We start from the raw sequence: 22,366 nt of genomic DNA, 5'->3' as shown, positions 1-22,366 counted from the left end.
TTCGACGGCTAGAATAGCACAGGCGATCGGGCATCCTCTGCGTCCGCCGATGCCATGCCCTCAACGCGCATCAATTGCGATGGGTAGGGCGCGACCAAGTCCTTCAGATCGTCCCAGGGGGCGGTAAGCCAACGATCATAATCTTCGTCGTGTAGGATGACGGGCATGGCCTTGGGGTGGATGGGCGCCACGATCGCGTTCGGTTCCGTCGTCAGGAAGCCATAAGCGTTGCCTCGCTCGGTTGGACGCCAGATGCCTGCAAAGGCAAAAATCGGACGGCTGGGTACGTCAAACCAGTGAAGCGGCTTCTTGCCGTCTTCGCCAGGCGCCAATCCATATTCAGAAAAGGCAGTGACCGGGACGAGGCAGCGGCGCGCCGGTGTCGTCAGCATCGATCGCCAGAAACTGGAGTTAAGGTTGCGGACGTTCGTCACGTACTTGGTAAGCTTGACCGAAGAATCACGCGCGCTGGGCACCTGCGTTGGCACGCCCCATTCCATCCGCTCGAGCTTACGCTCACCGCCATCCTGTACGATCACCTTGCCGTAGAACGGCGTTTTCTTGCCCGTCGGGAAGATGTCACCAACGGGGTATTCCTCGTCCTTCTCATAAGGGGGACGGATACCGAAGGTGACCGCAAGATCGACCTCCTTCGCCGTCATACGATATCGGTTGCACACGAAACCTGTCCCTCGAGTTGGCGCCGACGAGATGATCCCGTCGACGCACCTGTCTTACATCTTGTCTTTGAACCCCTTCGCGGGCGTGAACGCCACCTTCTTGGACGCAGCGATCGTGATCGCTTCCCCAGTCGATGGATTACGGCCGGCCCGCTCTGGACGATCCTTGACCGAGAACTTGCCGAACCCTGGAATCGAGACCTCCTCGCCTTTCACAGCCGCTGCCGCGATCTGGTCGAATACGGCGGTGATCGCCTTCTTCGCATCGGCATCGTTCGAACCGGTCGCTTCTGCGACGCCTTTAGCGAGTTCACTCACGTTCATGCTATTCGTACTCCATAGGAAACACTGGCGGGACCTTAGCCATAGCGGACGACGAGACAAAGACCGTACTGGACGAGGCGAGCGTTGCGGCGGTTCGCCTCATGCTGGGCAAGCTCGCGGATCACGATGTCGCCGAAGTCTATGAGGCGACCGCAGGGCGTGGGCCGATCGCAAACCTAGCAGCCGAGGCCATGCGCACCCGCAACATCGACCTCTAGCGGCCGGCGATGCGCTCGCGCGTGGTGCGAGGATCTTCGTAGAGATCGCGGATCGCGCGGAGCCGGAAGACATTCCACCAGCGCTGCCAGCGATGCTCGGCTGCATCGTGGATCATGTGGCAGCGCTGACATAGCGCCTTAAGGTTCGAAGACGCGCTGTTGCCGGGATCGTGATCGAGGTGCGCGCAGGCCAGGACAACATAGGTCACCCGGACCGATGCCAGCACGAACCCGGCTTTCATCGCAATACGTTTGCCCCGGTCCGACCGCCAGCACCGGACATCGGCATCCCACCAGCGGCCGTCGCCCAGATGGACCACACGGCGCAGATGCGGCCGGCCGCATCCCTCGCATTTGGCACCAGCGCGATCGAACCGGACCGTCTGCGAAAGTTGCCGCCAGTCGATCGGGTAGAGCCAGCGGTTCTCAGGGCGGATCGGCATGACGATTCTATGAGTCAGTCGCGTCCGGAACGAAAGCGAATTCGTTCCGTCTTGTTTACGGTTCGTTGCGCAACCGTTCCGTACCGCCCTGAGCCGTGGTCAAGATCAAAGAGTCCGAACCGTCGAGATAAACCCGGTTGACCAACGCTGACCGGTAACGGAACATAAAGGGAACGAGTAGAGTCTAGCCAGTATGTCATTCACCGCCCTCGAGTCCCTGCCGACCACCATCGCTCACCTGCGGACAATCGCGACGCCGGTGGTGGATCACCGCATCATGCCGTTCGGTATCCCTGCGCTCGACGATCGCCTCGCAGGCAGGGGCCTTCGCGCAGGCGCGCTGCACGAGGTCGCCGCGCAAAGCTGTTCGATGGTCGACGATGCTGCAGCAACGCTGTTCCTGGCAGGTATCGCCGCGCGAGAAGCGGCGCATACAGGCGGACCGGTGCTGTGGGTGAGCTGTCGCAACGATCTCTACGCACCGGGTCTGGAGCAGGCGGGCCTAGCGCCTGCCGACTTGATCCATGCGCAACCCCGCGACGACGCGGCCTTACTCGCCGTCGTCGAGGACGCGGTGCGCGATGGAACGCCGTCGGTGGTAATCGCCGAGGTGAGTCGGATGTCGATGGTGGCGACCCGGCGCCTGCAACTGGTCGCGGCCGACGCCGACATTCCCGTTCTCATCCTGCGACGCCGACGTAATCGCGACCAGGATCCGCTCGCCGAGCCGTCTGCGGCCTGGACGCGCTGGCGGATCGCCAGTGCGTCGTCCGAGCGCCTGGGCGTCGCCGGCGTCGGCCGATCGCGGTGGCAGGTCGAGGTCGCACGGCAGCGTGGCGGCGAAGCATTTTCGATGATTTTGGAGGGCTGCGATGAGACGGGTTGTCTCGCTGTTCCTGCCACACTTGGCCATCGAGCGGCTGAGACGGCTGGACCGGCACGCTACGCGGCCGCCTGAGCGGCCAGCCCTTCAGCTTCCCGTCGACGACGATCCCGGTGCGTGTTCAGTACCGCGGGGCGGCGGGTGGCGGCCGGGTGCGCGGTGGGCTCGTGCCGACATGCCAACCAGGCAGGATGTGGAAGGTGAGATCGCAGCGCTGCCCGCGCATGCGAAACCACCCATGCGTGAACTTGGCCGGCGATCGGAGGCGGCGAACCATCCGTTTCATGGGTTTGCGCAAGCCGACAGTCACGACAGGGTCGCGGCGACCGTTGCTGCATTCCACCGGGCACCGCTCGCACTGGTGGGCAAGGTTGGCCGGCGCGAAGAAGTGGTGGCCGCCTGCGATGGCGCGGCCGCATTGGGGATCACGATCGGGATGGCCGCGACCCATGCGCGTGCGCTGGTGTCCGATCTCGACATCCGACCGTCCGAGACAGAGGCGGATGCCGCGATGCTGGATCAGCTCGCGCTACGCGCGGTGCGCCGCTGGTCGCCGATCGCAGCCGCCACACCGCCCGACGGGCTGTGGCTCGACCTGACCGGCTGCGCGCATCTCCATGGCGGTGAAGAGCGGTTCTGCCGGCGTCTGCGCGCGTTTTGCCAGCGTGCCGGGTTCACCGCGCGCGTGGCGGTCGCGGACACACCGGGCGCAGCGCACGCGATTGCCCGGTTCGGGCCTGCCGACATCGCGATCGTGCCGGCAGGGCGGACTGTCGACGCGCTCAGCGGTCTGCCCGTCGCTGCCTTGCGCCTTGCGGGTACCGCGCTCGTTGCCGCCCGGAAGTTCGGCTTCGAACGCGTCGCCGATCTCCTGCCGGTTGCCCGCGGACCGTTGGCACGCCGGCTCGGGCTGGCCGCAATCACGCGGCTCGATCAGGCACTCGGCGCGGTCGCCGAACCCATCACGCCGCGCACCGACGAGGTCATGCCGGTCGTCGAACGCCGATTGCTCGAACCGATCGTCACCGCAGACGCGATCGCGCAGGTCATGGAGGATCTGCTTGGTGACATGGCCGAACTGCTGCGTGCGAAGGGGCTCGGCGTTCGATCGCTGCGGCTCGGTGGGTTGCGCGTCGATGGCACCGAGCAGGTCGTCGCGGTCGGCACCTCACGACCGACGCGTGAGGTATCACACCTGCTGCGGCTCATGAAGCTCAGGATCGAGCGGATCGATCCGGGCCTGGGGCTGGAGCAATTCTATCTGGCGGCACCGCACACAGAGCCGCTCGGCGCGGTCGATCTCGGCGCGGTTCTCGCCGGTGAGGTTCTCGTGCGCGATCCAGCCCGTCTCGTCGACGTCGTCGCCGGCCGCATCGGCGCAGATGCCGTGTTCCGGATCGCGCCGGTCGAAAGTCACGTGCCCGAGCGGGCCGTTATGCGCGCCGACCCGGTGGTCGCGCCTACGGGCTGGCCGAAATGGCGACGACCGACACGCCTGCTGGCGAGGCCCGAACCGCTATGGGGCGTCATAGCGCTGATGCCCGATCAGCCGCCCCGACGGTTCGATTGGCGTGGCCGCCCGCACAAGGTCGTGGCTGGCGACGGCCCCGAGCGGATCCACGGGGAGTGGTGGCGCCGTGACGCGGAAGTTTGGGCGGTGCGCGACTATTACCGGGTCGAGGATGACGCGGGCGGTCGCTACTGGGTGTTCCGGCGTGGCGACGGGTTCGTCGAGGACACCGGCGATCTCAGCTGGTGGATGCACGGCGTGTTCGCATGACCGACTATGTCGAACTCCAGGTCCTGACGCATTTTTCACTGCTGCGCGGCGCATCGAGCCCTGAGGAGCTGTTCGCGGCTGCAGCGCTGCTCGGCTATCCGTCGGTTGGGGTCAGCGACATCGGCACCGTCGCGGGTGTGGTGCGCGCATGGGAAGCGCAGAAGGCGACGGGCGTTCGCTCGATCGCCGGAACGCGCGTCAATTTGTCCTGCGGCCGGCAGTTGCTGCTGTACCCGACCAACCGCCCCGCCTGGTCACGCCTTACCCGGCTGCTGACGGTAGGCAAGAAGCGGGCGGGGAAGGGTGGCTGTCTTCTCCACTGGCATGACCTCGAACCCTGGTCGGAAGGCATGATCGCCATCCTGCTGCCGGTTGAGCCGGACGAGGATAATCTGGCAGCGCTCGCCGACCTGAAGACGGTCTATGGTCGTCGCGGGTATATGGCATTGTTCCAGCGGCGCCGGCCGGACGATGCCGTGCGGATCGACGCGCTGGCACGGCAGGCGGGTGGCTCTGGCGTTCGCGCGGTGGTGACGGGTGATGTCCTCTATCACGGGCCCGAAGCACGGTTGTTGCAGGACGTGGTGACGGCCGTGCGCGAGAAATGCTCCGTCGACGAGCTCGGCTACCGGCGAGAGGTCAATGCCGACCGTGCGCTGAAATCCCCCGACGAGATGGTCCGGCGGTTCAAGGCGTATCCCGATGCGCTGCGCGCCAGCGTCGACATCGCACGTCTGTGCACCTTCGATCTGGGCGAACTGGCCTATCAGTATCCACATGAGCGGCTGATCGACGGGCTGACCGCGCAGGAGGGCTTGCAGAAGCTGGCGGAAGATGCCGTCGATGTGATGTTCAACGGCGCGGTGCCGGCTGCCTATACCGAGCAGATCGCCCATGAGATGAAGCTCATCGGCGAGCTTGGCTATGCGCCGTATTTCCTGACCGTCTACGCGATCGTCCGCGAAGCCCGCCGGCGCGGCATCCTGTGCCAGGGGCGCGGTTCGGCCGCCAATTCCTGCGTCTGCTTTGTGCTCGGCGTCACCTCGATCGATCCGATCAAGCACGAGCTGCTGTTCGAGCGCTTCGTCAGTGGTGAGCGCCGCGAGCCGCCCGATATCGATGTCGACTTCGAGCATGAGCGCCGCGAAGAGATTATCCAGTGGATCTATGAAACTTATGGCCGCAACCACTCAGCCCTGACCGCGGTCGTCACACGCTACCGGGCCCGTGGCGCCGTGCGCGACGTCGGCAAGGCGCTCGGTCTCCCTGAGGACCTGACCTCGTCATTGGCCGGCCAGGTGTGGGGTTGGTCGGCCGAAGGCGTCGGCGAAAAGCAGGTCAACGAGCTGAACCTCGACATTGGCGATCGTCGCCTGCGCCTCACGCTCGAGCTCGCCCGCAAGCTGATCGGCGTGCCGCGGCATATGTCCCAGCATCCAGGCGGCTTCGTCCTCACCCATGACCGTCTCGACGATCTCGTCCCGATCGAGCCCGCCGCGATGGAAGACCGGCAGATCATCGAATGGGACAAGGACGATATCGATGCGCTGAAGTTCATGAAGGTCGATGTGCTGGGTCTCGGCATGCTCGGTTGCATGAACCGCGCCTTCAACATGCTCGAGGCGGACAAGGGGCTGCGGGTCGGTTTGGCCGATCTGCAGGACGATGATCCCGACGTCTATGCGATGATCTCGAAGGCCGATACGCTCGGCACTTTCCAGATCGAAAGCCGCGCGCAGATGTCGATGCTGCCGCGGATGAAGCCGCGACGTTTCTACGACCTCGTCATTCAGGTGGCGATCGTGCGGCCGGGACCGATCCAGGGCGACATGGTCCATCCGTATCTGCGTCGGCGTGAAGGGCTGGAGAAACCGGAATACCCACGGCCCGAATTGCGCGCGGTGCTGGAAAAGACGCTCGGGGTGCCGCTGTTCCAGGAACAGGCGATGAAGGTCGCGATCGTCGGTGCCGGGTTCACGCCTGCCGAAGCCGATCAGCTGCGCCGCGCCATGGCAACGTTCAAGTTTACGGGCGGCGTGTCGCACTTCAGCGAAAAGCTCATCGGGGGCATGGTCGAGCGCGGCTATCCGCGTGAGTTTGCCGAACGCACCTTCCGTCAGCTCGAGGGCTTCGGCTCCTACGGCTTCCCTGAAAGCCACGCCGCCTCGTTCGCCAAGATCTCCTACGCATCCTCGTGGATGAAGCATCATCATCCCGACGTGTTCTGCGCGGCACTGATGAATGCGCAGCCGATGGGCTTCTACGCGCCCGCGCAGATTGTCCGCGATGCGCGCGAACACGGCGTCGTGGTTCGTCCCCCTTGCGTCAACGCAAGCCGCTGGGACTGCACGCTGGAGCCGTATGGCGGGCGGTACCTCGCCGTACGGCTGGGGCTCCGGCAGATCCGCGGCCTGTCCAACGCGGATGGCGCCAAGATCGTCGGCGCGCGCGAGCTGACCGCGTTCGAAAGCGTGGAGGACGTATGGCGTCGATCGGGCGTCCAGCGCGCCGCGATCGAGAAGCTCGCGGACGGCGATGCCTTTCATAGCTTCGGTGCCGATCGTCGGCAGGGCTTGTGGAAGGTGAGGGGGCTCGGCGAAGCGCCGTTGCCGCTGTTCGCCGCGGCCGACCGCGCCGACCAGGCCGTCAGCGCGGAAGGGATTGAGCCTGATGTCGAACTGCGGCCACTGACCGACGGTCGTGAGGTGATTGAGGACTACCGCGCGCTACAACTCTCGCTGCGCGCGCATCCGCTGACCTTCGTCCGCGATGAGCTGGCCAGGCGTGGCGTAACCAAATGCGCGGACCTGGCCACCATCCGCGATGGACGCCATGTCGAGGTCGCCGGCATCATTCTCGTTCGTCAGAAGCCGGGGTCTGCCAAGGGCGTTCTGTTCATCACGATCGAAGACGAGACCGGGATCGCCAACGGCATCCTGTGGCCCGATCGGTTCGAGCGCCAGCGCCGCACCGTCATGTCCGCCTCGATGATCGGCATGAAGGGCAGGGTGCAGAAGGAGGGCGAGGTCATCCACGTCATCTGCGACCGGATCATCGACCACGGCGATCTGCTGCACCGGGTCGGCGAGATGTCGTTCCCGCACCGGACCGGGCGTGGCGACGGCGCGAAGCATGCCGGTTCCCCCGACCGCGGTGACAAGGGTTGGAGCCCGAACCCTCGCAATTCCTACTGGCCGCCCCATGCGGACGGCATGGATCCGGAAGCTGTTTTGAAGTTCAAATCTCACGACTTCCATTGATGGCCAAGCTTGTCCGTCATCAACGCGTTGTCATCGCGCTATCGGTGCATATCTTGCGGGGCGGCGTTGCGCGCTGCTCGGACGCGCGCGTCGACGTCGTCGAGATCCGGTTGGCGCTGCGCTGCCTGCTCCCGCACTGCCCGGAACGCTGGCCCCTCGAGCTCTACTGGGATGCCGCAGCCCAAGAGAACGAGATCGGCAGGGCACAGGGTGTGACCGCGGCGTTCAACGGGATCGTCCGCCAACTGCGCCGCGCTGGCTGTTATGAAGAGGTGTCTGAACCGTGAGTATGAGACTACCGCGAGCAGCGATTGCTCGCGTTCCCGACGGCACGCGGATCGTCAGCGTCGAGCGCATGTCGCGAGCCTTTACCAAATATCATCTGGATGACGGACGCGCGCTGCACCGGTTCAAGATGGAAGAGCCGCATTCGACGCCGCATGACCACCCCTGGAGCTTCGACACCGAGATCCTTGATGGCGGCTATGTCGAAGAGGTGTTCTACCTGGATGCGAGCGGCGGTTGGCACAGCGAACTGGTTCACCGACTCCCTGGCGAAACCTACCATGTCGACGCTGCGCACATTCACCGCATCGCCGAGTTGCCGACGGGCGAATGCTGGACGCTCGTTCGTGCAGGTCCCCACACGCGGGAAACCCGGTTCTGGCGGTTCGGAGACATCGTTCAGTCCCGGGCCTGGCATGAGCGACGATGGATGCGCTTCGGATAAGGCGTTACGGCGAGAGCCAGTCCACCGCGACGTTCAAGACGGCATTGGCCGGGGAAGGGCATCCAGCGCTGCGGATACCTGCAGGCGCAGATCATCGTCGCGGGTAATTTCCAGCATCGCACTAAGGCTGCTACGGGCGCCGGCCACATCTCCCGCGACCAGCTGAAGTCTGGCGCGCTCCCACCAACCATGGGCATGCGTAGGCGCCACGATCGTCATACGGTCGTACAGGACCAGCGCGCGTGCGGGATCCCCGGCCTGCTCGGCACGGGTCGCCTGGTTGAGCAGCAGGCGGACGAGCGCCGATCGGTTCGACAGGGGAAGCATCCCGTCGGAAAACCGGGCCTGGCCCGTCATCTGCTCCAGCAAGGCTTCCACCTGTGCAGGGGCGACGATGCGACCATCGTTGAAGGGATCGATAATCAGCGGATCCGGTGCGTCGCCAAGACGGACCAGGACGTGGCCGGGCGTATTGAGCGGCATCGCCGACCATCCAAGGCGTCGTGCCATCGCCACATAGATAATCGACAGACTGATCGGCAGGCCGAGTCGGCGATCGACGACGGCGATCAGGTCCGCATTCTGGGGATCGTCGTAGTGCGTGCGGTCGCCGGAGAATCCGAACTCTTCAACCATCACGCTGCTCAGGGCCTGGGCCTGAGCGACTCTGTTCACTGCGTCGCCGTCAGCAGCGCGCAGAGCTATTTCTATGTCGGTGAGCTCGTCGAGATATTCATCAAGATCGATACCGGGATGATCGAGCACTGCGAGTTCCAGGGCGGCCAGATCAAGCTCGATTTCGCCGTCTTCCATCAGCCCGAGATGAAGAATGCTATTGGTCATGAGCCGTTAGATGGGGGGCTGCTTCGATCGTTTCTATGGCAACGTTCGGGTAAGCGGCCCGGCGTACCCCGCGTCACGTGCGATCTTAACATGCTGGTGCGCCGATCCACCCGAAAGCCATCATCACGATTCTGGATCCGGCAGACATCGATACCTGGCTGCGCGGATCGTATGACGATATCGTCCGCCTGCACAAACCCTATGACCCTGCAAGATGACCGTCTGAGAGCCTGTCTTCGCAACCCGCAGCAAGGAACGGTAGCGTTCGGCCATCCTCGGCAAGCAAACACGACTGCGCCGAACGATCCATTGTGTCCGCTACGCGTTGTGCGACGGTGACAGGGAGCCGAAACGATGACGCAGGATGACGAACGTTGGATGCGTGAAGCCATTGCGATCGCCCGATCGAAGGGTTCCGACCCCTCGACCTCACCGCTGGGGTGCGTGATCGTGCTCGATGGCAAGGTTATCGCGGGCGAGCGCAACCAGACCAAGGAATCGCCGGACGCAACCGCGCATGCCGAGATGATGGCGATCAGACGGGCGTGTGAAAGCACCGGGGAATTGGAGCTGCGCGGTGCGACGCTCTACTCCACGCTGCAGCCCTGCGGCATGTGCACGATGGCGTCGATCTGGTCGAAGGTCGGCCGCGTCGTTTACGGGGCGGGCCGCGATGATGTACATAAGATGTATTTCGAAGCGCAGCACGTCGACACGCTCGCGTTCATCGGCGACGCCTACCGCGACGACATCGTCATCGAGGGAGGGTGCCTTCGCGACGACTGCGCCAAGCTCTATTATGGTCCCGACGCCGAGCTACCAGTCGACGAGCAGGCCAATCTATAGCCCACTGAGGCGGCGCGAAACCGAACGAAACTTACCCCTGAGTCGGTGCGTTGCGGCGGTGCCGGAGCAGTTTGCTTCGCGGCTATCCGCTCAGCGAGGACACTATCATGGGCCTGTTTTCCAAAGACATCGTGACGTTCGACGACCTGTTCCTGCACCAGCTGCAGGACGTTTATTACGCGGAAAACCAGATCACCAAGGCCTTGCCTAAGATGGTCGACAAGGCGACGGCACCAGCCCTGAAGCAAGGTTTCGAAACCCATCTGCGTGAGACGGAAGGGCAGATCACACGCCTCGAGAGCATCTTCGACCTGCTCGGCGAGAAGGCAAAGGCAGTGACCTGTCCGGCGATCGACGGCATCATCAAGGAAGCCAACGAAGTCGCTGGCGAGATCGAGGACAAGGCCGTGCTCGACGCTGCGCTGATCGCGTCGGCACAGGCGGTCGAGCATTACGAGATCACGCGGTACGGCACGCTGATCGCCTGGGCGAACCAGCTCGGCCGCGCCGATATCGCAGCGATCCTGAAAGAGACGCTCGACGAGGAATATGCGACCGACGACAAGCTGACGGCGATGGCAACGTCGAGCGTGAACGCAAAGGCGGAAGCAGTTACCGCATAAGCGTTTCAGTGTCGGGGGGCTGATGCCCCCCGACCACTTTCCAGCTTTTCATGAAAGGCACGTTCGATGGCCGACGATATCGCATTCACGCTTCCCGAAGCCTTGCGTGCGCAAAAGCACATGCGCGATGCGCTAGGCCTGGGCGAGGAACGGTTCCCGGTGCCCGCCTTCATCAACATGGTAAGCGACGAGATCGAGCAGCTGCGCGACGCTGGCAGGACCGATGGCGAAATCGCCGCGCTTGTCAAAGAATCGAGCGGTCATGCGCTCACCGAAGCGGATATAGCGCGCTACTACACGCCGGTCGAAGACCGGCACTCCAACGAGCATTGAATCCGCCCCTACCAGGCCAGCGATTACGTCCCTTGTCAGGGGCAGGGGGCACAGGTTTGCTGTTCTGATCAGGACCACCGATCCCCGCGTCGGAGTAGCAGGAACAGATGGCGACTGGGGGGCTTTATAACTGAAAGCCGTCTGGAGTGATCTTATGTTCAAAGATGCCGTGACCAAATCGATTGAGCTTAACGGTTTTCCCAGCTCGGTTGGCGTTGCTCCGCTGCCAAGTCGGCAGGAACGACGTCGCGAGGCAGCAAAGGCAAAACGACTGGCTCCCAAACACTGTGCGTGCTGCGCCCCGGACCAGAACTGATGGTCGCAGACCGGCCTTCGCCAATGGAAGCCAAGCTCGTAAATGAGCTGCCGGTCGAACCGGGCTGGCAATATGAGCCCAAATGGGACGGTTTCAGAGCGCTGGTCTTCCGTGATGGCGAGGCCGTCGACATCCTTTCCAAATCGGGAAAACCGCTCGGTCGCTACTTTCCCGAGATAGTCGCGATTGTCGCATCGGTCCCGCAGGAGCGTTTCGTGCTCGACGGCGAGATCATCCTACCCATCGCGGACATCCTCTCGTTCGATGCGCTTCAGGCACGGCTGCATCCGGCGCAAAGCCGGATAGATCGCTTGGCGAAAGAGACGCCTGCGCAGCTGATGCTGTTCGATTGCCTCGGCGTCGATGATGCCGACCTAATCAATGCGCCGCTCTCGGCTCGCCGGAAAGCGTTGGAGTCGTTCCATGCGCGACATGCCCGCGCTGGTCTCCTGCTGTCGCCCTGTAGCGACGAGATCGACGACGCTGCGGCCTGGCTGGCGACGAGCGGCGGGGCGCTGGACGGCGTCGTCGCGAAACGGCTGGACGAGCCTTACCGTGGCGGGGAACGCGCCATGCTGAAGGTGAAGCAGCATCGCAGCGCGGATTGCGTCGTAGGCGGCTTCAGGCGGGTGAAGGAGGGTAGCGAGGTAGCATCGCTTCTGCTCGGGCTTTACGATGATAGCGGCCAGCTCAACCATGTCGGCTTCACCTCAGGTATAGCCGCGGCCGATCGCGCGGCGCTTACCGCGAAGCTCGAGCCGTTAGTCGAAGCCCCGGGCTTCACGGGCAAAGCTCCCGGCGGTCCCAGTCGGTGGAACGATGGTCGTAAGAGCGAGTGGGTCCCATTGCGGCCTGAGCTCGTCGTCGAAGTGCTGTACGATCAGGTGACCACCGATCGGTTCCGGCACGGTACGCGCATCCTGCGCTGGCGTCCCGACAAGGCACCTGAGGCGTGCACGATGGATCAGCTGGGGCATGAGCTTCGCCCTGCTGAATTGGGCATAATGTCATGACCCGTTCCTCCTCCAGCGATACCCTGGCGAAATACCGGGAAAAGCGGGATTTCACCAAGACCGCCGAGCCTGAGGGCAGGATCGCCAAGGCGGGAGGCAATCGCTTCGTCGTGCAGAAGCATGCCGCGTCTCGCCTGCACTATGACTTGCGGCTTGAACTCGACGGCGTTCTCAAGAGCTGGGCTGTCACGCGTGGACCGAGCATCAATCCTGACGACAAACGTCTGGCAGTTCGTACCGAAGACCACCCCGTCGAGTACGCCACGTTCGAAGGCACGATCCCGAAGTCCGAATATGGCGGCGGGACCATGATGCTGTGGGACACGGGGACGTGGGAACCGCTCGCTGGCAAGGACCCCAGCAAGACGCTGCCGGAGGGGCATCTCCACTTCTTCCTGCATGGGCACCGCCTCAAAGGCGAATGGATGCTTTTCAGACTGAAGCCTCGGGGCAAGGAGAAGGGCGAGAACTGGATCCTGCGCAAGGTCACCGACGACCAGGTCGGCGGATCGGAGGATCTTGTCGGAACACACCTTACGGGGGTGGTCAGCGGACTGACTATGGAACAGATCGCCTCAGGCGAGCGAGGCAAGTCGAGGGCGCCGGCAACGCCTACCGCAAAGCCTGCGACGAAAGCTGCAAAAGCACGAGCGACAGACCGTAAAAAGGCAGGCTCACCCCCGCCATTCCAGCCGGTCCAGCTCGCGACGCTTGTCGATCATGTGCCCGCCGGCAACGCCTGGCTGCACGAGATGAAATATGACGGGTATCGAACGCTGGTGGCGGTCGGTGGGGGGACGGGACGGGCCTACACGCGGTCCGGGTTGGACTGGACGGACAAGTTCGCTGGCATCGTTGCCGACGCTGCGGTTCTGAATGCGTCGTCGGCCCTGATCGATGGTGAGGCAGTTGTCGTCGATGCCGACGGCAAAACCAACTTCCAGGCGTTGCAAGCTGCTCTGAAAGGGGACCCGGACGCGATCCTATACTACGCGTTTGACCTGTTAGCGCTCGACGGTGAGGATTTGACCGGACAACCGCTATCGGAGCGCAAGGCGAAGCTTGCGTTGCTGCTCGCGGGCGGCAACGACCGGATCCGCTACTCGGACCACATCGTCGGCCGCGGGGAGGAACTGTTCGATACGTTCTGCGCCGAAGGTCTCGAGGGCGTCATCTCGAAGCGCGCGGACGCGCGCTATGTTGGCTCGCGGTCCGGCAGCTGGCTGAAGACGAAGTGTATCCAGAGACAGGAGTTCGTCGTCGTCGGCTGGTTGCCGTCCGACAAGCAGCGGGGGTTCAAGTCGCTCCTCTTGGGCGTCAACGAGGACGGTCATCTCCGCTATGCCGGCAAGGTGGGAACGGGGTACACGGGCGACGAGATCGACAAGCTGATGGATCTGATGACGCCGCTTGCCGTCACGAAGCCGACCGTCGCCGCACCCCGCACAGCCGTACGCGGCGCACGCTGGATTAAGCCGCAGCTGGTCGCCGAAGTGGCGTTCATGGAAGTTACGAGCGACGGGGTGTTGCGCCATTCCAGATATCTGGGCTTGCGCCAGGACAAGAAACCCGAGGCGGTCGTCGTCGAGAAGCCCGCGCCCGTTGCCAAGCTCGAGACGCCCGAGCCCTCCGTCGTTCGCGTGACGAACCGGGAACGGGTGATCTTTCCCGAGTCCGCAATCACGAAAGGCCAGCTCGCCGACTATTACCAGGCCGTCTCGGGCATCATGCTACCCTGGTGCGGAAGTCGGCCGATAAGCCTGGTCCGTTGCCCGCAGGGTAGGGGGAAGAAGTGCTTTTTCCAGAAGCATGACGCCGGAAGCTTTGGCGATCATGTCCACCATGTCGGGATCGCCGAAAAGGATGGGCACGACGAACCCTATCTGTTCGTCGACGACGCCGAGGGTCTCGTCACCTGCGTCCAGATGGGTACGATCGAGTTTCACGGCTGGGGTGCGAGGATCGAAGACGTCGAGAAGGCCGACCGGCTGGTGTTCGATCTCGATCCCGATGAGGGCCTCGAATTCAAGGATGTCATTTCCGCGGCCCTTCATGTCCGCGACGTGCTGGCCCAGATGGGCCTTGAGACATTTCCAATGGTGACGGGCGGAAAGGGCGTTCACGTCATCGCGCCGCTCACACCGCAAGCCGAGTGGCCGGCTGTGAAGGATTTCGCACACCGCTTGGCACTTGTCCTGGCCCAGTCCGAACCCGACCGATTTACCGCAGCCCTCGCCAAGGCCAAGCGAACCGGCCGCATCTTCATCGACTATCTGCGCAATCAGCGCGGGGCGACGGCTGTCATGCCGTATAGTGCTCGCGCTCGCGAAGGCGCGCCCGTTGCGGTTCCGATCACGTGGAAGGAGCTCGGTAAACTCAACCGCGCGTCGGGCTGGCACATCGGTGATGCCGATGCGCTGCTGAAGCGCGCGGCGTCCAAGGATCTCGTTGGTTGGGGACGCGCTGACCAGATTTTGCCCGACCTATGATCGTCTCTTTTCAACCGGTGCTCCGATGAAGATCGCAACTTACAACGTGAATGGCGTCAACGGTCGCCTGCCGGTGCTCCTGCGCTGGCTGGATGAAGCGCAACCCGACGTCGTCTGCCTGCAGGAACTAAAGGCACCCGACGAGAAGTTTCCTTTGAGCGCGATCGAGGCGGCCGGTTATGGTGCGATCTGGCAGGGCCAGAAGAGCTGGAATGGCGTCGCCATCCTCGCTCGCGGCACAGAGCCCGTCGAGACCCGGCGGGGTTTGCCCGGGGACCCGGACGATTTGCAGAGCCGATATCTCGAAGCGGCTGTGGGCGGCATCCTGATAGCGGGGTTCTATCTGCCCAATGGCAATCCGAGGCCGGGTCCGAAGTTCGACTACAAGCTCGCCTGGATGGAACGTTTAATTGCACATGCGGCCACGCTGTTCGGCACCGATGCGCCGGTCGTGCTGGCCGGCGACTACAACGTGATGCCGACCGAGATGGACGTCTACAAGCCGGAGCGGTGGATCAAAGACGCGCTGTTTGCGCCAGAGGTTCGGACCGCGTTCTTTCGTTTGATAGATCAGGGTTGGCTGGATGCGCTGCGGGCAAGGCATCCCGACGAAACGATCTACACGTTCTGGGATTACTTTCGGAACGCGTATGGCCGTAACGCTGGGCTAAGGCTTGACCATCTTTTGCTGAACGCTCCCGCTGCTGCGCGGCTGGCAGATGCGCAAGTCGATCATCACGTCCGGGGCTGGGAGAAGTCCAGCGACCATGCCCCTGTCTGGATCAAACTGAAGGCCGCGAGACGGAAGCGTTCCGCGACCTGATTGTCGGGCCGACGCACGCGATCAGCCCACCGTGACCTTCAATGATGCGCCGGCTTGGGCAGCCCGTCCAACGCCGCGGAGACCTGCAGGCGCAGGTCGCCATTCCGCGCGCTCTCGGTCACCCTGCTCAAGCTGTTGCGGGGCGCCGGTGACATCTGCTCATACGACGGTGACGCGAGGCATCTTGCCTATAGTCAGGCGCTACCGCGCTGACCGTTTACCTTGCCTGCAGCAGAGTCGAGCTTTTCACGGTCGTTCCCGACCTCGGCAATTAGGTCACGCGCCTGCTGCGCACTCAATCCATGCTTCTGGGCGAAATACTCGACCTCGTAAGGTTCGCTACCCGAAACACGGCTGCGATCACGGCCGTCGGTCTTGCTCTTGTCGTCTGCCACTACGTGTCTCCAATACATACTGATCCGAAAACGCTTGGCCCGCCGAGCGTTTCCTGCAGACGACGCATAATTTCACTGCCTGAGTGGGCTTCGGCATTCAGGCTGGGTCGCCCATCACTGCCATTGAGTGATAGCTATCGAAGCGCCGATACGGAAATGTACGGCGCAGCAAATAGCTTGGATAGATGATGCGCTCTTGTTACCAAGGCGGCGCGATCGGCATGATGAGACAGTTCGGCATCATCCGCGCGGGATCGTTATCAGGACGACCGCCAGAGACATGACGAACAGCGACAGCCAGATCGCGATCTGGCCAGAGATGTGCAGCACCAGCCCCATCCAAGAATAGCGACGGCGAAGGAGGATGGCGCTCCCGAGAGCGACGAAGAACGCGATCGTCGTTGGCATCGTGATCGAAGGCGACCGAGAGAGGAAAGCTTCAGCAAGCGGAGCGAGCCTGATCGCCATGACTAGTAGCCAAGAAAATCCGAAAGTGAGTGTGCCGGACATGTCGTTCAACGCCGGCGGACGGTGCTGAACAGACTGAAAAGGCTTGCGTTCGTGCGTTGGCAACAAGCTCATTTCACTATATCGTTAGTGGCGAGGTGCGACATGAAAATTGATCCGCGACAGCCAATCTACTTCGATAACGATATTACGGCCGGAACCGGTCGTGGATTTTGGCAGATAAGCCCGCCGCCCGAGTTCGATTGGAATGATATCCCGGACGTTGACGACGCGTCTGACGCTAAAACGACGCGCCTCGGGCGGATCAGGCAACGTCTTTTCTTCGCGGCGGTCCTCGGAGTGATCGCGGCCGGCGCGCTCGACATGGTAATTCGATGATCTCATTGCTCAGGACCTGTGGGACCGGTCGCTAGGGACATCCGAGTACCAACGTCACGCCGATGTCTTTCACCTAGAAGTTCGGACGTGCCAGCGGTGATCTGTTCCACCTCCCGCTCAGTAGACGGCTTACCACTTGAGACGGGATGAGGCGATGTGATCCCGCTGCCTCCCAAATAGCGACCAGCTATGCTCGCCTCCGGAGCCACGCCTGGCAACTCCATACCCTCCAACGCTGGGTTGCTGAGTGCGCTCTGAATATCGCGCTCAATGCCTTCCGAACGCTGGTTCGACCATTTGCCGATAGCCGTATTCCGCATGCCCTCCTGCGTCGCGCTGAGGTTGGTTTCCCAAAGACCGGGCAGAACGCCGCTTGGGCTGTTAGCAGCCTCCTTATCGTAATAGCGGGCGAGATCCTGACGAAGATCCTCCGACAGATTGAAACCGTGGCTTTCGGCGAAACTGGCATGCTGCTCGAGTGACTGTGATAGTTCGCGATAATGCCGCGCCTGTTCATTGTAGGACTCGATGCGGCTGAGCGACTCTTCAATTGCCCTCGAGCGGGACTCACTCTGCTGAGACCGTGAAAACTGACCGGACTGACTAAACGTGCCGTCGCTTGTACTTACGCTCGCACCAGTCGAATGATCGCTGTTTATGCCATTTGTTGCCGACGTCGAGTTATCTCGGGTGTTTGATGCACTGTCGCTATCATTAGTCGTGTTCGAACGCGTGTAGCTATTGTTGTAACCCACGTTTGCACCAGCCTGAATACCCAAAGCACCGGCTGCCTTGCCAAGCAGACCGCCGCCTCCACCCTTGCCGCCTACCGCAATTCCAGCATTCACGCTTCCAGTGACCGCATCTGCCCAATTCGTACCCTTGCCGGTTTCGGATTGCTTGCGGGTTCCGTTACCGACACTCTGACTATTTTGGACGCCTTCAGTGCCGCTAATCGTATTGCGATCACTAAGTTCGGTGTTGCTGCCGCTCCGAACGCCGGAGCTGGAATCATAACCGGACGAATTATCGCTCGACCAGGCGTGACCGTTCCGAAGGGCATTGAGGTGCGAGACCTCTCGACGACTAGCCTGCTCGAACCCGTCCGCGACACGAGCGGCCATCGTCGCCTGACGGCTTTCCGTGGCGACTGAGCCCTGCGTCATCGAAGCCGAGAACGGAATATTCGAGATCGCCTTCGACGTGTCGTAGACGTTCTGGCCGTCGCCAAAACCGTTCGTCGTCGCGCCGTTGTCGTGCCGGAAGCTGGATGCAAATGCACCAGTTGAGAATGCCGGGGCGTCCGACCACTGGTTACTCTGACGCATGTTCGACGTCGAGTTCGAAAAGCTGGCATTGCCATAGGAGTAATTGCCTGTGGTCTGCTCAGCGGCTGCAGCTTCCGCAGCGTTCTGCGCCGGCGATAGAACCGATGTGGCCTGGCCCGAGATGCTCATAGCACCCTTGGCTAAGCCAGCGGCAAGGAACGGCACTGACATCAGCATGAAGCCGGCGATCGTCGCGGTTTCAGCGTTTACCGCACCAATACCGGCATAGGACCCCAGTGACATGCCGCCATCCGCTACGCCCTGAGCCGCGGCTGTCGCACGCGTCATGCAGATCATGTGGAGGATGACATAAAGCGGCCCCCACGCGGCAAGATAGAAGAAGCCGGTCAGGTAGCCCTTGAGCGCGCCGACCCCGGTCTGAGGCATCAGGAATAGCGGGAAGATTACTGGAAACATTGCATAGAAGACGACGGTCAGCACGATGTTCAGGATAGGCACCCAACTCATCGCCTGCTGCGCGATCGAGTTGTACGTGTTGCGCGCCTGAATATCGGCCCGCGTCGTCGCGAACGTGTCGATCGACGCCGCGCCAGGACCACCAGCCATGCCGTCACGCGCCTGCAGGAACGCATTGATCGCCGTATTCTGCCGAACGATGTTTTCGTAGCCGGCGCTGAACGCCGTGAACGCCTGATTGACGATCGGAACATCGGCCCGCAGCTTCGCCGAGGCGACGGCGGTCGAGAGCTTTGGATAGGTTTCCTTGGCCCAGAGCGAGGTCTGGGCGTCGATCATGCTATGCCAAAGGCCATCGAGCATACCGTAGGCCTGTCGGCAGCTGACGATGCTGCTGGACGTTGTCGCGCCGGAGCGTTCCACCCAAGGTTGAGACCGCGCAGCAGAGCCGGGTCCCATCGTTGCCCAAAGGTCTTTCGCGGAGGCAAGGTCGGTCATCGACTTCTGGCCGAGCATGACGTCGCCAAATACGCAGTTTTTGAAATGCGAAGACAGGTTGGTCGCGAACTCGGCGTCGCGGATCTGAAAATTGCGCGTCACATCGAGCAGACGGGCACCATAGACCATGCCGTTCGATGAATAGCTGAGCTGGCTCGGCATCGTGAAAACGGTTTCGGCCGTCCGGGTCAGCCAGTCACCGACCTGACTGGTGAAGCTGGCGATTACCCCCAAGCCGAGGGGTACGTTGTCGACAACGGCGGGAGCCAGTGATGGATTGATCCGGTCAGTCACCTTAACCGTGACGGTCGGGACCATGAGGCACATGTAGATGAGCGACGAGCCGAGGAACCAGTTGAGCCAGACGCGCACGTTCATGGTGAAAGCGACGGCAAGCAGCGAGTAGATCAGGCCAAGGACCATCACCACCTGCAGGAGGGAACGGTAGCCGCCCCCGCCCGTCCAGGCCGCTACCGCGTTGAACGTGTTGACGATGTATTCGCCACCGCCAATCGTAAAGACCTCAACCATGCTCCGTCACCCGTCCTAGTTGAGGCCCTGGGCACTCAGGCCCCGCGAGAAGTTGAGCGAAGCAGACATCGCCGGCGACATGCTGTTCTGAAGGGTAGATTCGAGCATCACGGACTTATTGATGAGCGCGATCGTCTGGTTCAGCGTGTCCTTCAGCTTTACGTCACGCTGAGCGTAGCGCGTGCGCGCCTCCGCCAATTGATCGCGCCACATTTTGCCCATTTCGGCATCGGCCGGCTGGACCTGAACGGTAGACTGGCTGATCCGGTCGAGCATGTTCTCGATCATCGACGAGAGGAGGTTCACAGCGACGATCTCAGCCAGCGCGCTGGTTTCGCCATCGGCGAAGTTCTGGTGCGCCATCGCCTGTACCGCGAGCATCTTATACAGCGGCAACGTCGTCATATTCAGGAGCTGCTGCTCAGATGCATCGAGCGCCGCGTCGGTGCGGATCTTGGAATTGATAGAGTCGATCATTCCCTTGATCTTCGAGCGGAGACCGGGACCCGCCTGCAGCGTCTGCTCGGTCATGTTGAGGCATGCTTCTGCCTCGTCGCAGTGCAGGATCTTCACCGGCGTGCCTGTCGCGGTGCCGTCGAGAAGAGCGGTTACGACCGCATCCTCGGCCGGGCCTACGAAGCCGACGATCGCTCCGGCCGGGGCCTTCGGATTGATGACGATCGTACCGACGAGCGTCATGAGATATTCCGAGAATTGCTGATCGGTGCTCCCGAACTTGTTCGACTTTTTGATAGCATCCCAGGTGTAATTCCGTGGGTTACCGGGGATCTTGTCGGCCAACGTCGGATCGGTGTTACCGTCGAGAGTGGCGTCCTGTTCACCACCCGCGCCGCAGCCCTGCCGGGATCGCGCCCAGTCGGAAAACTTACCTTGTGAATTGCCTACGGCTGCGCAGACCGTTGAGCGTGCGCCGGCCATCTTCGGCCAGACCGATCCAACCAACCCTTGCGCCGCTTCACACGACGAGATGTTCATCTGGTTCATCTGCTGCGCCTTGTTGGCCATGCTATCCATGACCTTGCCGATCTCGGGGGAGACGCTGTCGATCGCGAGCTGGAAGGCAAAGCCCAACGCATTGTTGGCAGTCGCCTTCAGCATGGCGACCATCTCCGCGCCGTTGATGAAGCTGAAGGAGCCGGTGAACAGGTCGATGCCACCGCAGCCGGCCGATACCTTTGGCATCTGCAGGTTGAACGGCTGCACGCTCTTTTGCGGGAAGCGCGTCCAGACGTTGCCCATCGAATAATAGCCAGCGGTCTGCCCCTGATAGGCACTCGGCCCGGTCACATTCGCGGCACCGCCTGCGTCCTGGAAGAAGCTGTTCATCTGCCCCGCGACGTCCGCGCGGGCCATGCCAACGGGGATCATGCTGGCAGCACCGAGGCTCATAGCGACCGCCGCGGTCCGGCGAAGGAAGGCGCGGAGGGGTGAGGGGCGAGGGGAGGGGGTGTGCGCCATCAGAAGTCACCTCCCGGCTTGGAGTTGGTCAGCATGAAGATGCGCTCCATGACTTCGTCGGCCGACATGACGCCGAACCCGACGGGGACCGTCTTGCGCGTCACAGTGTCGAACAGGACGAGCGCCGGCGTGGCCAAGGGCACGCCCATGCGCTGACGCTGCCCGCTGTCGACGACGTAATTGGGAAACTGGCGGCTTGGACCGCCGTCCGTCGATACAGCCATGACGGTGATGCGGTGGCTATCGGCAACCGAGCGCAGGATCGGCGAGAAGACCTCACAAGCAGCACAGGACTGCGCGAAGAAGTAGAACATCCCGTAGCGCTGGCCGAGGCGCGAAAGGACCTGGTCACGCGTCGCGGCGCGGTTGTCGGTCCATGCGCGCTTGCCAACGGTCGAGACCGGCCGCTGCAGCGTGTAGTCGATGTCCGGGTTTTGCCAGAGTGCACGCTGCCAGGTGTCGGAGAAGGTCGAGGCCCGATCGAGCTGCTCGCGCTGGTAGCGGACATAGGCGATGACGTTCGCTTCCGTCGGCTCGAGGATGGCGCGTGCCTTCAGTTCGTCCAGCTGCTTGGTGATCGCCTTCAGCTGCGCCGCGGACGACTGCTGTGGCTGTGCGGAGGCCTGCGGGACGGACGGCTTAGCCTTGGGCCGCTCGCAGTAGAACCACTGGCCGAGTTTCCGCTCGCCACAATAGAAGTCGCCTACTTGCCGCTGCTCCGCGGCGTCAGTGGTACGATCAAATTGGGGTTCGACCACAGCGTTACTGGCCTGCGCATCTTCGTCATCGATCGCCTCAGCCATCGACGCGCTCTGCAGGTCGACCGCCTGGGCGAGCGCTGGTGTTGCAACAGGCGCGGTCGCGGCCAGCAGCATAAGAACGGTAGCGGTCAGCCGCCCGGCACGCTTAGTCTTGATCGTCGTCATCATCATGCTCCCCGTCGAGCTCAATCATTGCGAGTTTGAGAACTGACATCATCGCGGCGACATCGAGCATTCTGGTGCCCTGATCGAGCATCCGGACGATGCCGCGAAGGTGGCTGCGGCCATGCTTCCGCCCCTTGATGGTCGCGCGCATTCCGGTCTCGCGGCGGACAAGCCAGCCCTTGTCGGCCATGCGTGGAAAAGCCTGCTCGACCTCGTGCGGATCGATGTCGCACTGAAACCAATGCGAGATGGTCTGCGCGACCTCGCCGGCCGAAGTGCCCCGGCCGGACCGGTGAATGCGGAGGAAAATGGCAAGATCGAGCACCGACATGTCGATCGAAC

At 62.6% G+C, this 22,366-nt stretch carries 22 protein-coding genes; 12 read left to right on the top strand and 10 right to left on the bottom strand.

The genetic code is table 11. From position 1 onward, the window contains the following. Window positions 1-8: 8 nt before the first annotated feature. The 3 genes from AC1MH0_RS20180 to AC1MH0_RS20170 form a co-directional block, all read right to left on the bottom strand. On the bottom strand, window positions 9-680 hold the full coding sequence (locus tag AC1MH0_RS20180) for an SOS response-associated peptidase (RefSeq protein ID WP_480965951.1): 672 nt from the start codon (window positions 678-680) through the stop codon (window positions 9-11). A 54-nt stretch (window positions 681-734) separates the two neighbouring features. Continuing rightward, complete coding sequence (locus tag AC1MH0_RS20175) at window positions 735-1,004, bottom strand: HU family DNA-binding protein (protein ID WP_480965950.1); 270 nt, start codon at window positions 1,002-1,004, stop codon at window positions 735-737. Between the two features lie 214 nt (window positions 1,005-1,218). Continuing rightward, on the bottom strand, window positions 1,219-1,665 hold the full coding sequence (locus AC1MH0_RS20170; protein WP_480965949.1) for a hypothetical protein: 447 nt from the start codon (window positions 1,663-1,665) through the stop codon (window positions 1,219-1,221). Between the two features lie 193 nt (window positions 1,666-1,858). Here AC1MH0_RS20170 and AC1MH0_RS20165 point away from each other — a divergent pair, with 193 nt between their 5' ends. The 5 genes from AC1MH0_RS20165 (at window position 1,859) to AC1MH0_RS20145 (ending at window position 8,318) form a co-directional block, all read left to right on the top strand. Beyond that, window positions 1,859-2,623 (top strand): ImuA family protein, encoded by a 765-nt coding sequence (locus tag AC1MH0_RS20165; RefSeq protein WP_480965948.1) that lies wholly within the window; start codon window positions 1,859-1,861, stop codon window positions 2,621-2,623. Window positions 2,624-2,786: 163 nt separating this feature from the next. Further along, window positions 2,787-4,328 carry a Y-family DNA polymerase gene (locus tag AC1MH0_RS20160; RefSeq protein ID WP_480965947.1) on the top strand — a complete coding sequence of 514 codons (1,542 nt, stop codon included), beginning with the start codon at window positions 2,787-2,789 and terminating at the stop codon, window positions 4,326-4,328. Next, window positions 4,325-7,588, top strand: coding sequence for an error-prone DNA polymerase (locus AC1MH0_RS20155; RefSeq protein WP_480965946.1), 3,264 nt, complete (start codon window positions 4,325-4,327; stop codon window positions 7,586-7,588). Before AC1MH0_RS20160 ends, AC1MH0_RS20155 begins: the two co-directional genes overlap by 4 nt. Beyond that, a complete protein-coding gene (locus AC1MH0_RS20150; RefSeq protein ID WP_056015342.1) occupies window positions 7,588-7,875 on the top strand; it encodes a hypothetical protein in 288 nt (95 codons plus the stop codon). Before AC1MH0_RS20155 ends, AC1MH0_RS20150 begins: the two co-directional genes overlap by 1 nt. Next, a complete protein-coding gene (locus AC1MH0_RS20145) occupies window positions 7,872-8,318 on the top strand; it encodes a hypothetical protein (RefSeq protein ID WP_480965945.1) in 447 nt (148 codons plus the stop codon). Before AC1MH0_RS20150 ends, AC1MH0_RS20145 begins: the two co-directional genes overlap by 4 nt. 33 nt (window positions 8,319-8,351) lie before the next feature. On the opposite strand, the gene AC1MH0_RS20140 is transcribed toward AC1MH0_RS20145, so the two are convergent. Next, window positions 8,352-9,161 (bottom strand): SirB1 family protein, encoded by an 810-nt coding sequence (locus AC1MH0_RS20140; RefSeq protein WP_480965944.1) that lies wholly within the window; start codon window positions 9,159-9,161, stop codon window positions 8,352-8,354. A gap of 354 nt (window positions 9,162-9,515) precedes the next feature. Between AC1MH0_RS20140 and AC1MH0_RS20135 the strand changes: the two genes are divergently transcribed. The 6 genes from AC1MH0_RS20135 (at window position 9,516) to xth (ending at window position 15,604) form a co-directional block, all read left to right on the top strand. Then, on the top strand, window positions 9,516-10,007 hold the full coding sequence (locus tag AC1MH0_RS20135) for a nucleoside deaminase (protein WP_480965943.1): 492 nt from the start codon (window positions 9,516-9,518) through the stop codon (window positions 10,005-10,007). 107 nt (window positions 10,008-10,114) lie between these two features. Beyond that, window positions 10,115-10,630: a YciE/YciF ferroxidase family protein gene (locus tag AC1MH0_RS20130; protein WP_056415662.1), complete on the top strand. Its 516-nt coding sequence runs from the start codon at window positions 10,115-10,117 to the stop codon at window positions 10,628-10,630. 66 nt (window positions 10,631-10,696) lie between these two features. Beyond that, window positions 10,697-10,963 (top strand): hypothetical protein, encoded by a 267-nt coding sequence (locus AC1MH0_RS20125; RefSeq protein ID WP_107955982.1) that lies wholly within the window; start codon window positions 10,697-10,699, stop codon window positions 10,961-10,963. Between the two features lie 315 nt (window positions 10,964-11,278). Further along, entirely contained in the window at window positions 11,279-12,292 is a 1,014-nt protein-coding gene (locus AC1MH0_RS20120; RefSeq protein ID WP_480965942.1) for an ATP-dependent DNA ligase, read from the top strand. Next, a complete protein-coding gene (gene ligD, locus AC1MH0_RS20115) occupies window positions 12,289-14,781 on the top strand; it encodes a DNA ligase D (RefSeq protein ID WP_480965941.1) in 2,493 nt (830 codons plus the stop codon). Before AC1MH0_RS20120 ends, ligD begins: the two co-directional genes overlap by 4 nt. A 25-nt stretch (window positions 14,782-14,806) precedes the next feature. Further along, window positions 14,807-15,604 carry an exodeoxyribonuclease III gene (gene xth, locus AC1MH0_RS20110; RefSeq protein WP_480965940.1) on the top strand — a complete coding sequence of 266 codons (798 nt, stop codon included), beginning with the start codon at window positions 14,807-14,809 and terminating at the stop codon, window positions 15,602-15,604. 194 nt (window positions 15,605-15,798) lie between these two features. Here xth and AC1MH0_RS20105 read toward each other — a convergent pair whose 3' ends face one another. Next, window positions 15,799-15,999 (bottom strand): DUF3606 domain-containing protein, encoded by a 201-nt coding sequence (locus AC1MH0_RS20105; protein WP_480965939.1) that lies wholly within the window; start codon window positions 15,997-15,999, stop codon window positions 15,799-15,801. Between the two features lie 240 nt (window positions 16,000-16,239). After that, on the bottom strand, window positions 16,240-16,581 hold the full coding sequence (locus tag AC1MH0_RS20100; protein ID WP_480965938.1) for a hypothetical protein: 342 nt from the start codon (window positions 16,579-16,581) through the stop codon (window positions 16,240-16,242). 30 nt (window positions 16,582-16,611) lie between these two features. On the opposite strand from AC1MH0_RS20100, the gene AC1MH0_RS20095 reads away from it, so the two are divergent. Continuing rightward, window positions 16,612-16,845, top strand: a complete 234-nt coding sequence (locus AC1MH0_RS20095) for a hypothetical protein (protein WP_480965937.1) — start codon at window positions 16,612-16,614, stop codon at window positions 16,843-16,845. Window positions 16,846-16,847: 2 nt separating this feature from the next. Here the strand turns inward: AC1MH0_RS20095 and AC1MH0_RS20090 are convergent, their stop codons facing one another. The 4 genes from AC1MH0_RS20090 to AC1MH0_RS20075 all read right to left on the bottom strand — a co-directional run bounded on the left by AC1MH0_RS20090 (window position 16,848) and on the right by AC1MH0_RS20075 (window position 22,355). Continuing rightward, window positions 16,848-19,619, bottom strand: coding sequence for a conjugal transfer protein TraG N-terminal domain-containing protein (locus AC1MH0_RS20090; protein ID WP_480965936.1), 2,772 nt, complete (start codon window positions 19,617-19,619; stop codon window positions 16,848-16,850). A 15-nt stretch (window positions 19,620-19,634) separates the two neighbouring features. Next, window positions 19,635-21,029, bottom strand: coding sequence for a conjugal transfer protein TraH (locus AC1MH0_RS20085; protein ID WP_480966126.1), 1,395 nt, complete (start codon window positions 21,027-21,029; stop codon window positions 19,635-19,637). A gap of 68 nt (window positions 21,030-21,097) precedes the next feature. Continuing rightward, a complete protein-coding gene (locus AC1MH0_RS20080; RefSeq protein WP_480965935.1) occupies window positions 21,098-22,024 on the bottom strand; it encodes a conjugal transfer protein TraF in 927 nt (308 codons plus the stop codon). Beyond that, entirely contained in the window at window positions 22,005-22,355 is a 351-nt protein-coding gene (locus tag AC1MH0_RS20075; protein ID WP_056678275.1) for a hypothetical protein, read from the bottom strand. The genes AC1MH0_RS20080 and AC1MH0_RS20075 overlap by 20 nt, the downstream gene beginning before the upstream one ends. Window positions 22,356-22,366: the final 11 nt, after the last annotated feature.

Source organism: Sphingomonas sp. AP28, from assembly GCF_056680455.1.
The sequence above is the reverse complement of the archived record's forward strand: the minus strand, read 5'-3'. Positions and strand labels throughout refer to the sequence as shown.

Bases quoted from the DNA above. Each gene is read 5' to 3' on its own strand.
- AC1MH0_RS20175 (WP_480965950.1), bottom strand. From the start codon at position 1,004: ATGAACGTGAGTGAACTCGCTAAAGGCGTCGCAGAAGCGACCGGTTCG.
- AC1MH0_RS20170 (WP_480965949.1), bottom strand. From the start codon at position 1,665: ATGCCGATCCGCCCTGAGAACCGCTGGCTCTACCCGATCGACTGGCGG.
- AC1MH0_RS20165 (WP_480965948.1), top strand. From the start codon at position 1,859: ATGTCATTCACCGCCCTCGAGTCCCTGCCGACCACCATCGCTCACCTG.
- AC1MH0_RS20160 (WP_480965947.1), top strand. From the start codon at position 2,787: ATGCGTGAACTTGGCCGGCGATCGGAGGCGGCGAACCATCCGTTTCAT.
- AC1MH0_RS20155 (WP_480965946.1), top strand. From the start codon at position 4,325: ATGACCGACTATGTCGAACTCCAGGTCCTGACGCATTTTTCACTGCTG.
- AC1MH0_RS20150 (WP_056015342.1), top strand. From the start codon at position 7,588: ATGGCCAAGCTTGTCCGTCATCAACGCGTTGTCATCGCGCTATCGGTG.
- AC1MH0_RS20140 (WP_480965944.1), bottom strand. From the start codon at position 9,161: ATGACCAATAGCATTCTTCATCTCGGGCTGATGGAAGACGGCGAAATC.
- AC1MH0_RS20135 (WP_480965943.1), top strand. From the start codon at position 9,516: ATGACGCAGGATGACGAACGTTGGATGCGTGAAGCCATTGCGATCGCC.
- AC1MH0_RS20130 (WP_056415662.1), top strand. From the start codon at position 10,115: ATGGGCCTGTTTTCCAAAGACATCGTGACGTTCGACGACCTGTTCCTG.
- AC1MH0_RS20125 (WP_107955982.1), top strand. From the start codon at position 10,697: ATGGCCGACGATATCGCATTCACGCTTCCCGAAGCCTTGCGTGCGCAA.
- AC1MH0_RS20120 (WP_480965942.1), top strand. From the start codon at position 11,279: ATGGTCGCAGACCGGCCTTCGCCAATGGAAGCCAAGCTCGTAAATGAG.
- ligD (WP_480965941.1), top strand. From the start codon at position 12,289: ATGACCCGTTCCTCCTCCAGCGATACCCTGGCGAAATACCGGGAAAAG.
- xth (WP_480965940.1), top strand. From the start codon at position 14,807: ATGAAGATCGCAACTTACAACGTGAATGGCGTCAACGGTCGCCTGCCG.
- AC1MH0_RS20100 (WP_480965938.1), bottom strand. From the start codon at position 16,581: ATGAGCTTGTTGCCAACGCACGAACGCAAGCCTTTTCAGTCTGTTCAG.
- AC1MH0_RS20095 (WP_480965937.1), top strand. From the start codon at position 16,612: ATGAAAATTGATCCGCGACAGCCAATCTACTTCGATAACGATATTACG.
- AC1MH0_RS20090 (WP_480965936.1), bottom strand. From the start codon at position 19,619: ATGGTTGAGGTCTTTACGATTGGCGGTGGCGAATACATCGTCAACACG.
- AC1MH0_RS20085 (WP_480966126.1), bottom strand. From the start codon at position 21,029: ATGAGCCTCGGTGCTGCCAGCATGATCCCCGTTGGCATGGCCCGCGCG.
- AC1MH0_RS20080 (WP_480965935.1), bottom strand. From the start codon at position 22,024: ATGACGACGATCAAGACTAAGCGTGCCGGGCGGCTGACCGCTACCGTT.
- AC1MH0_RS20075 (WP_056678275.1), bottom strand. From the start codon at position 22,355: ATGTCGGTGCTCGATCTTGCCATTTTCCTCCGCATTCACCGGTCCGGC.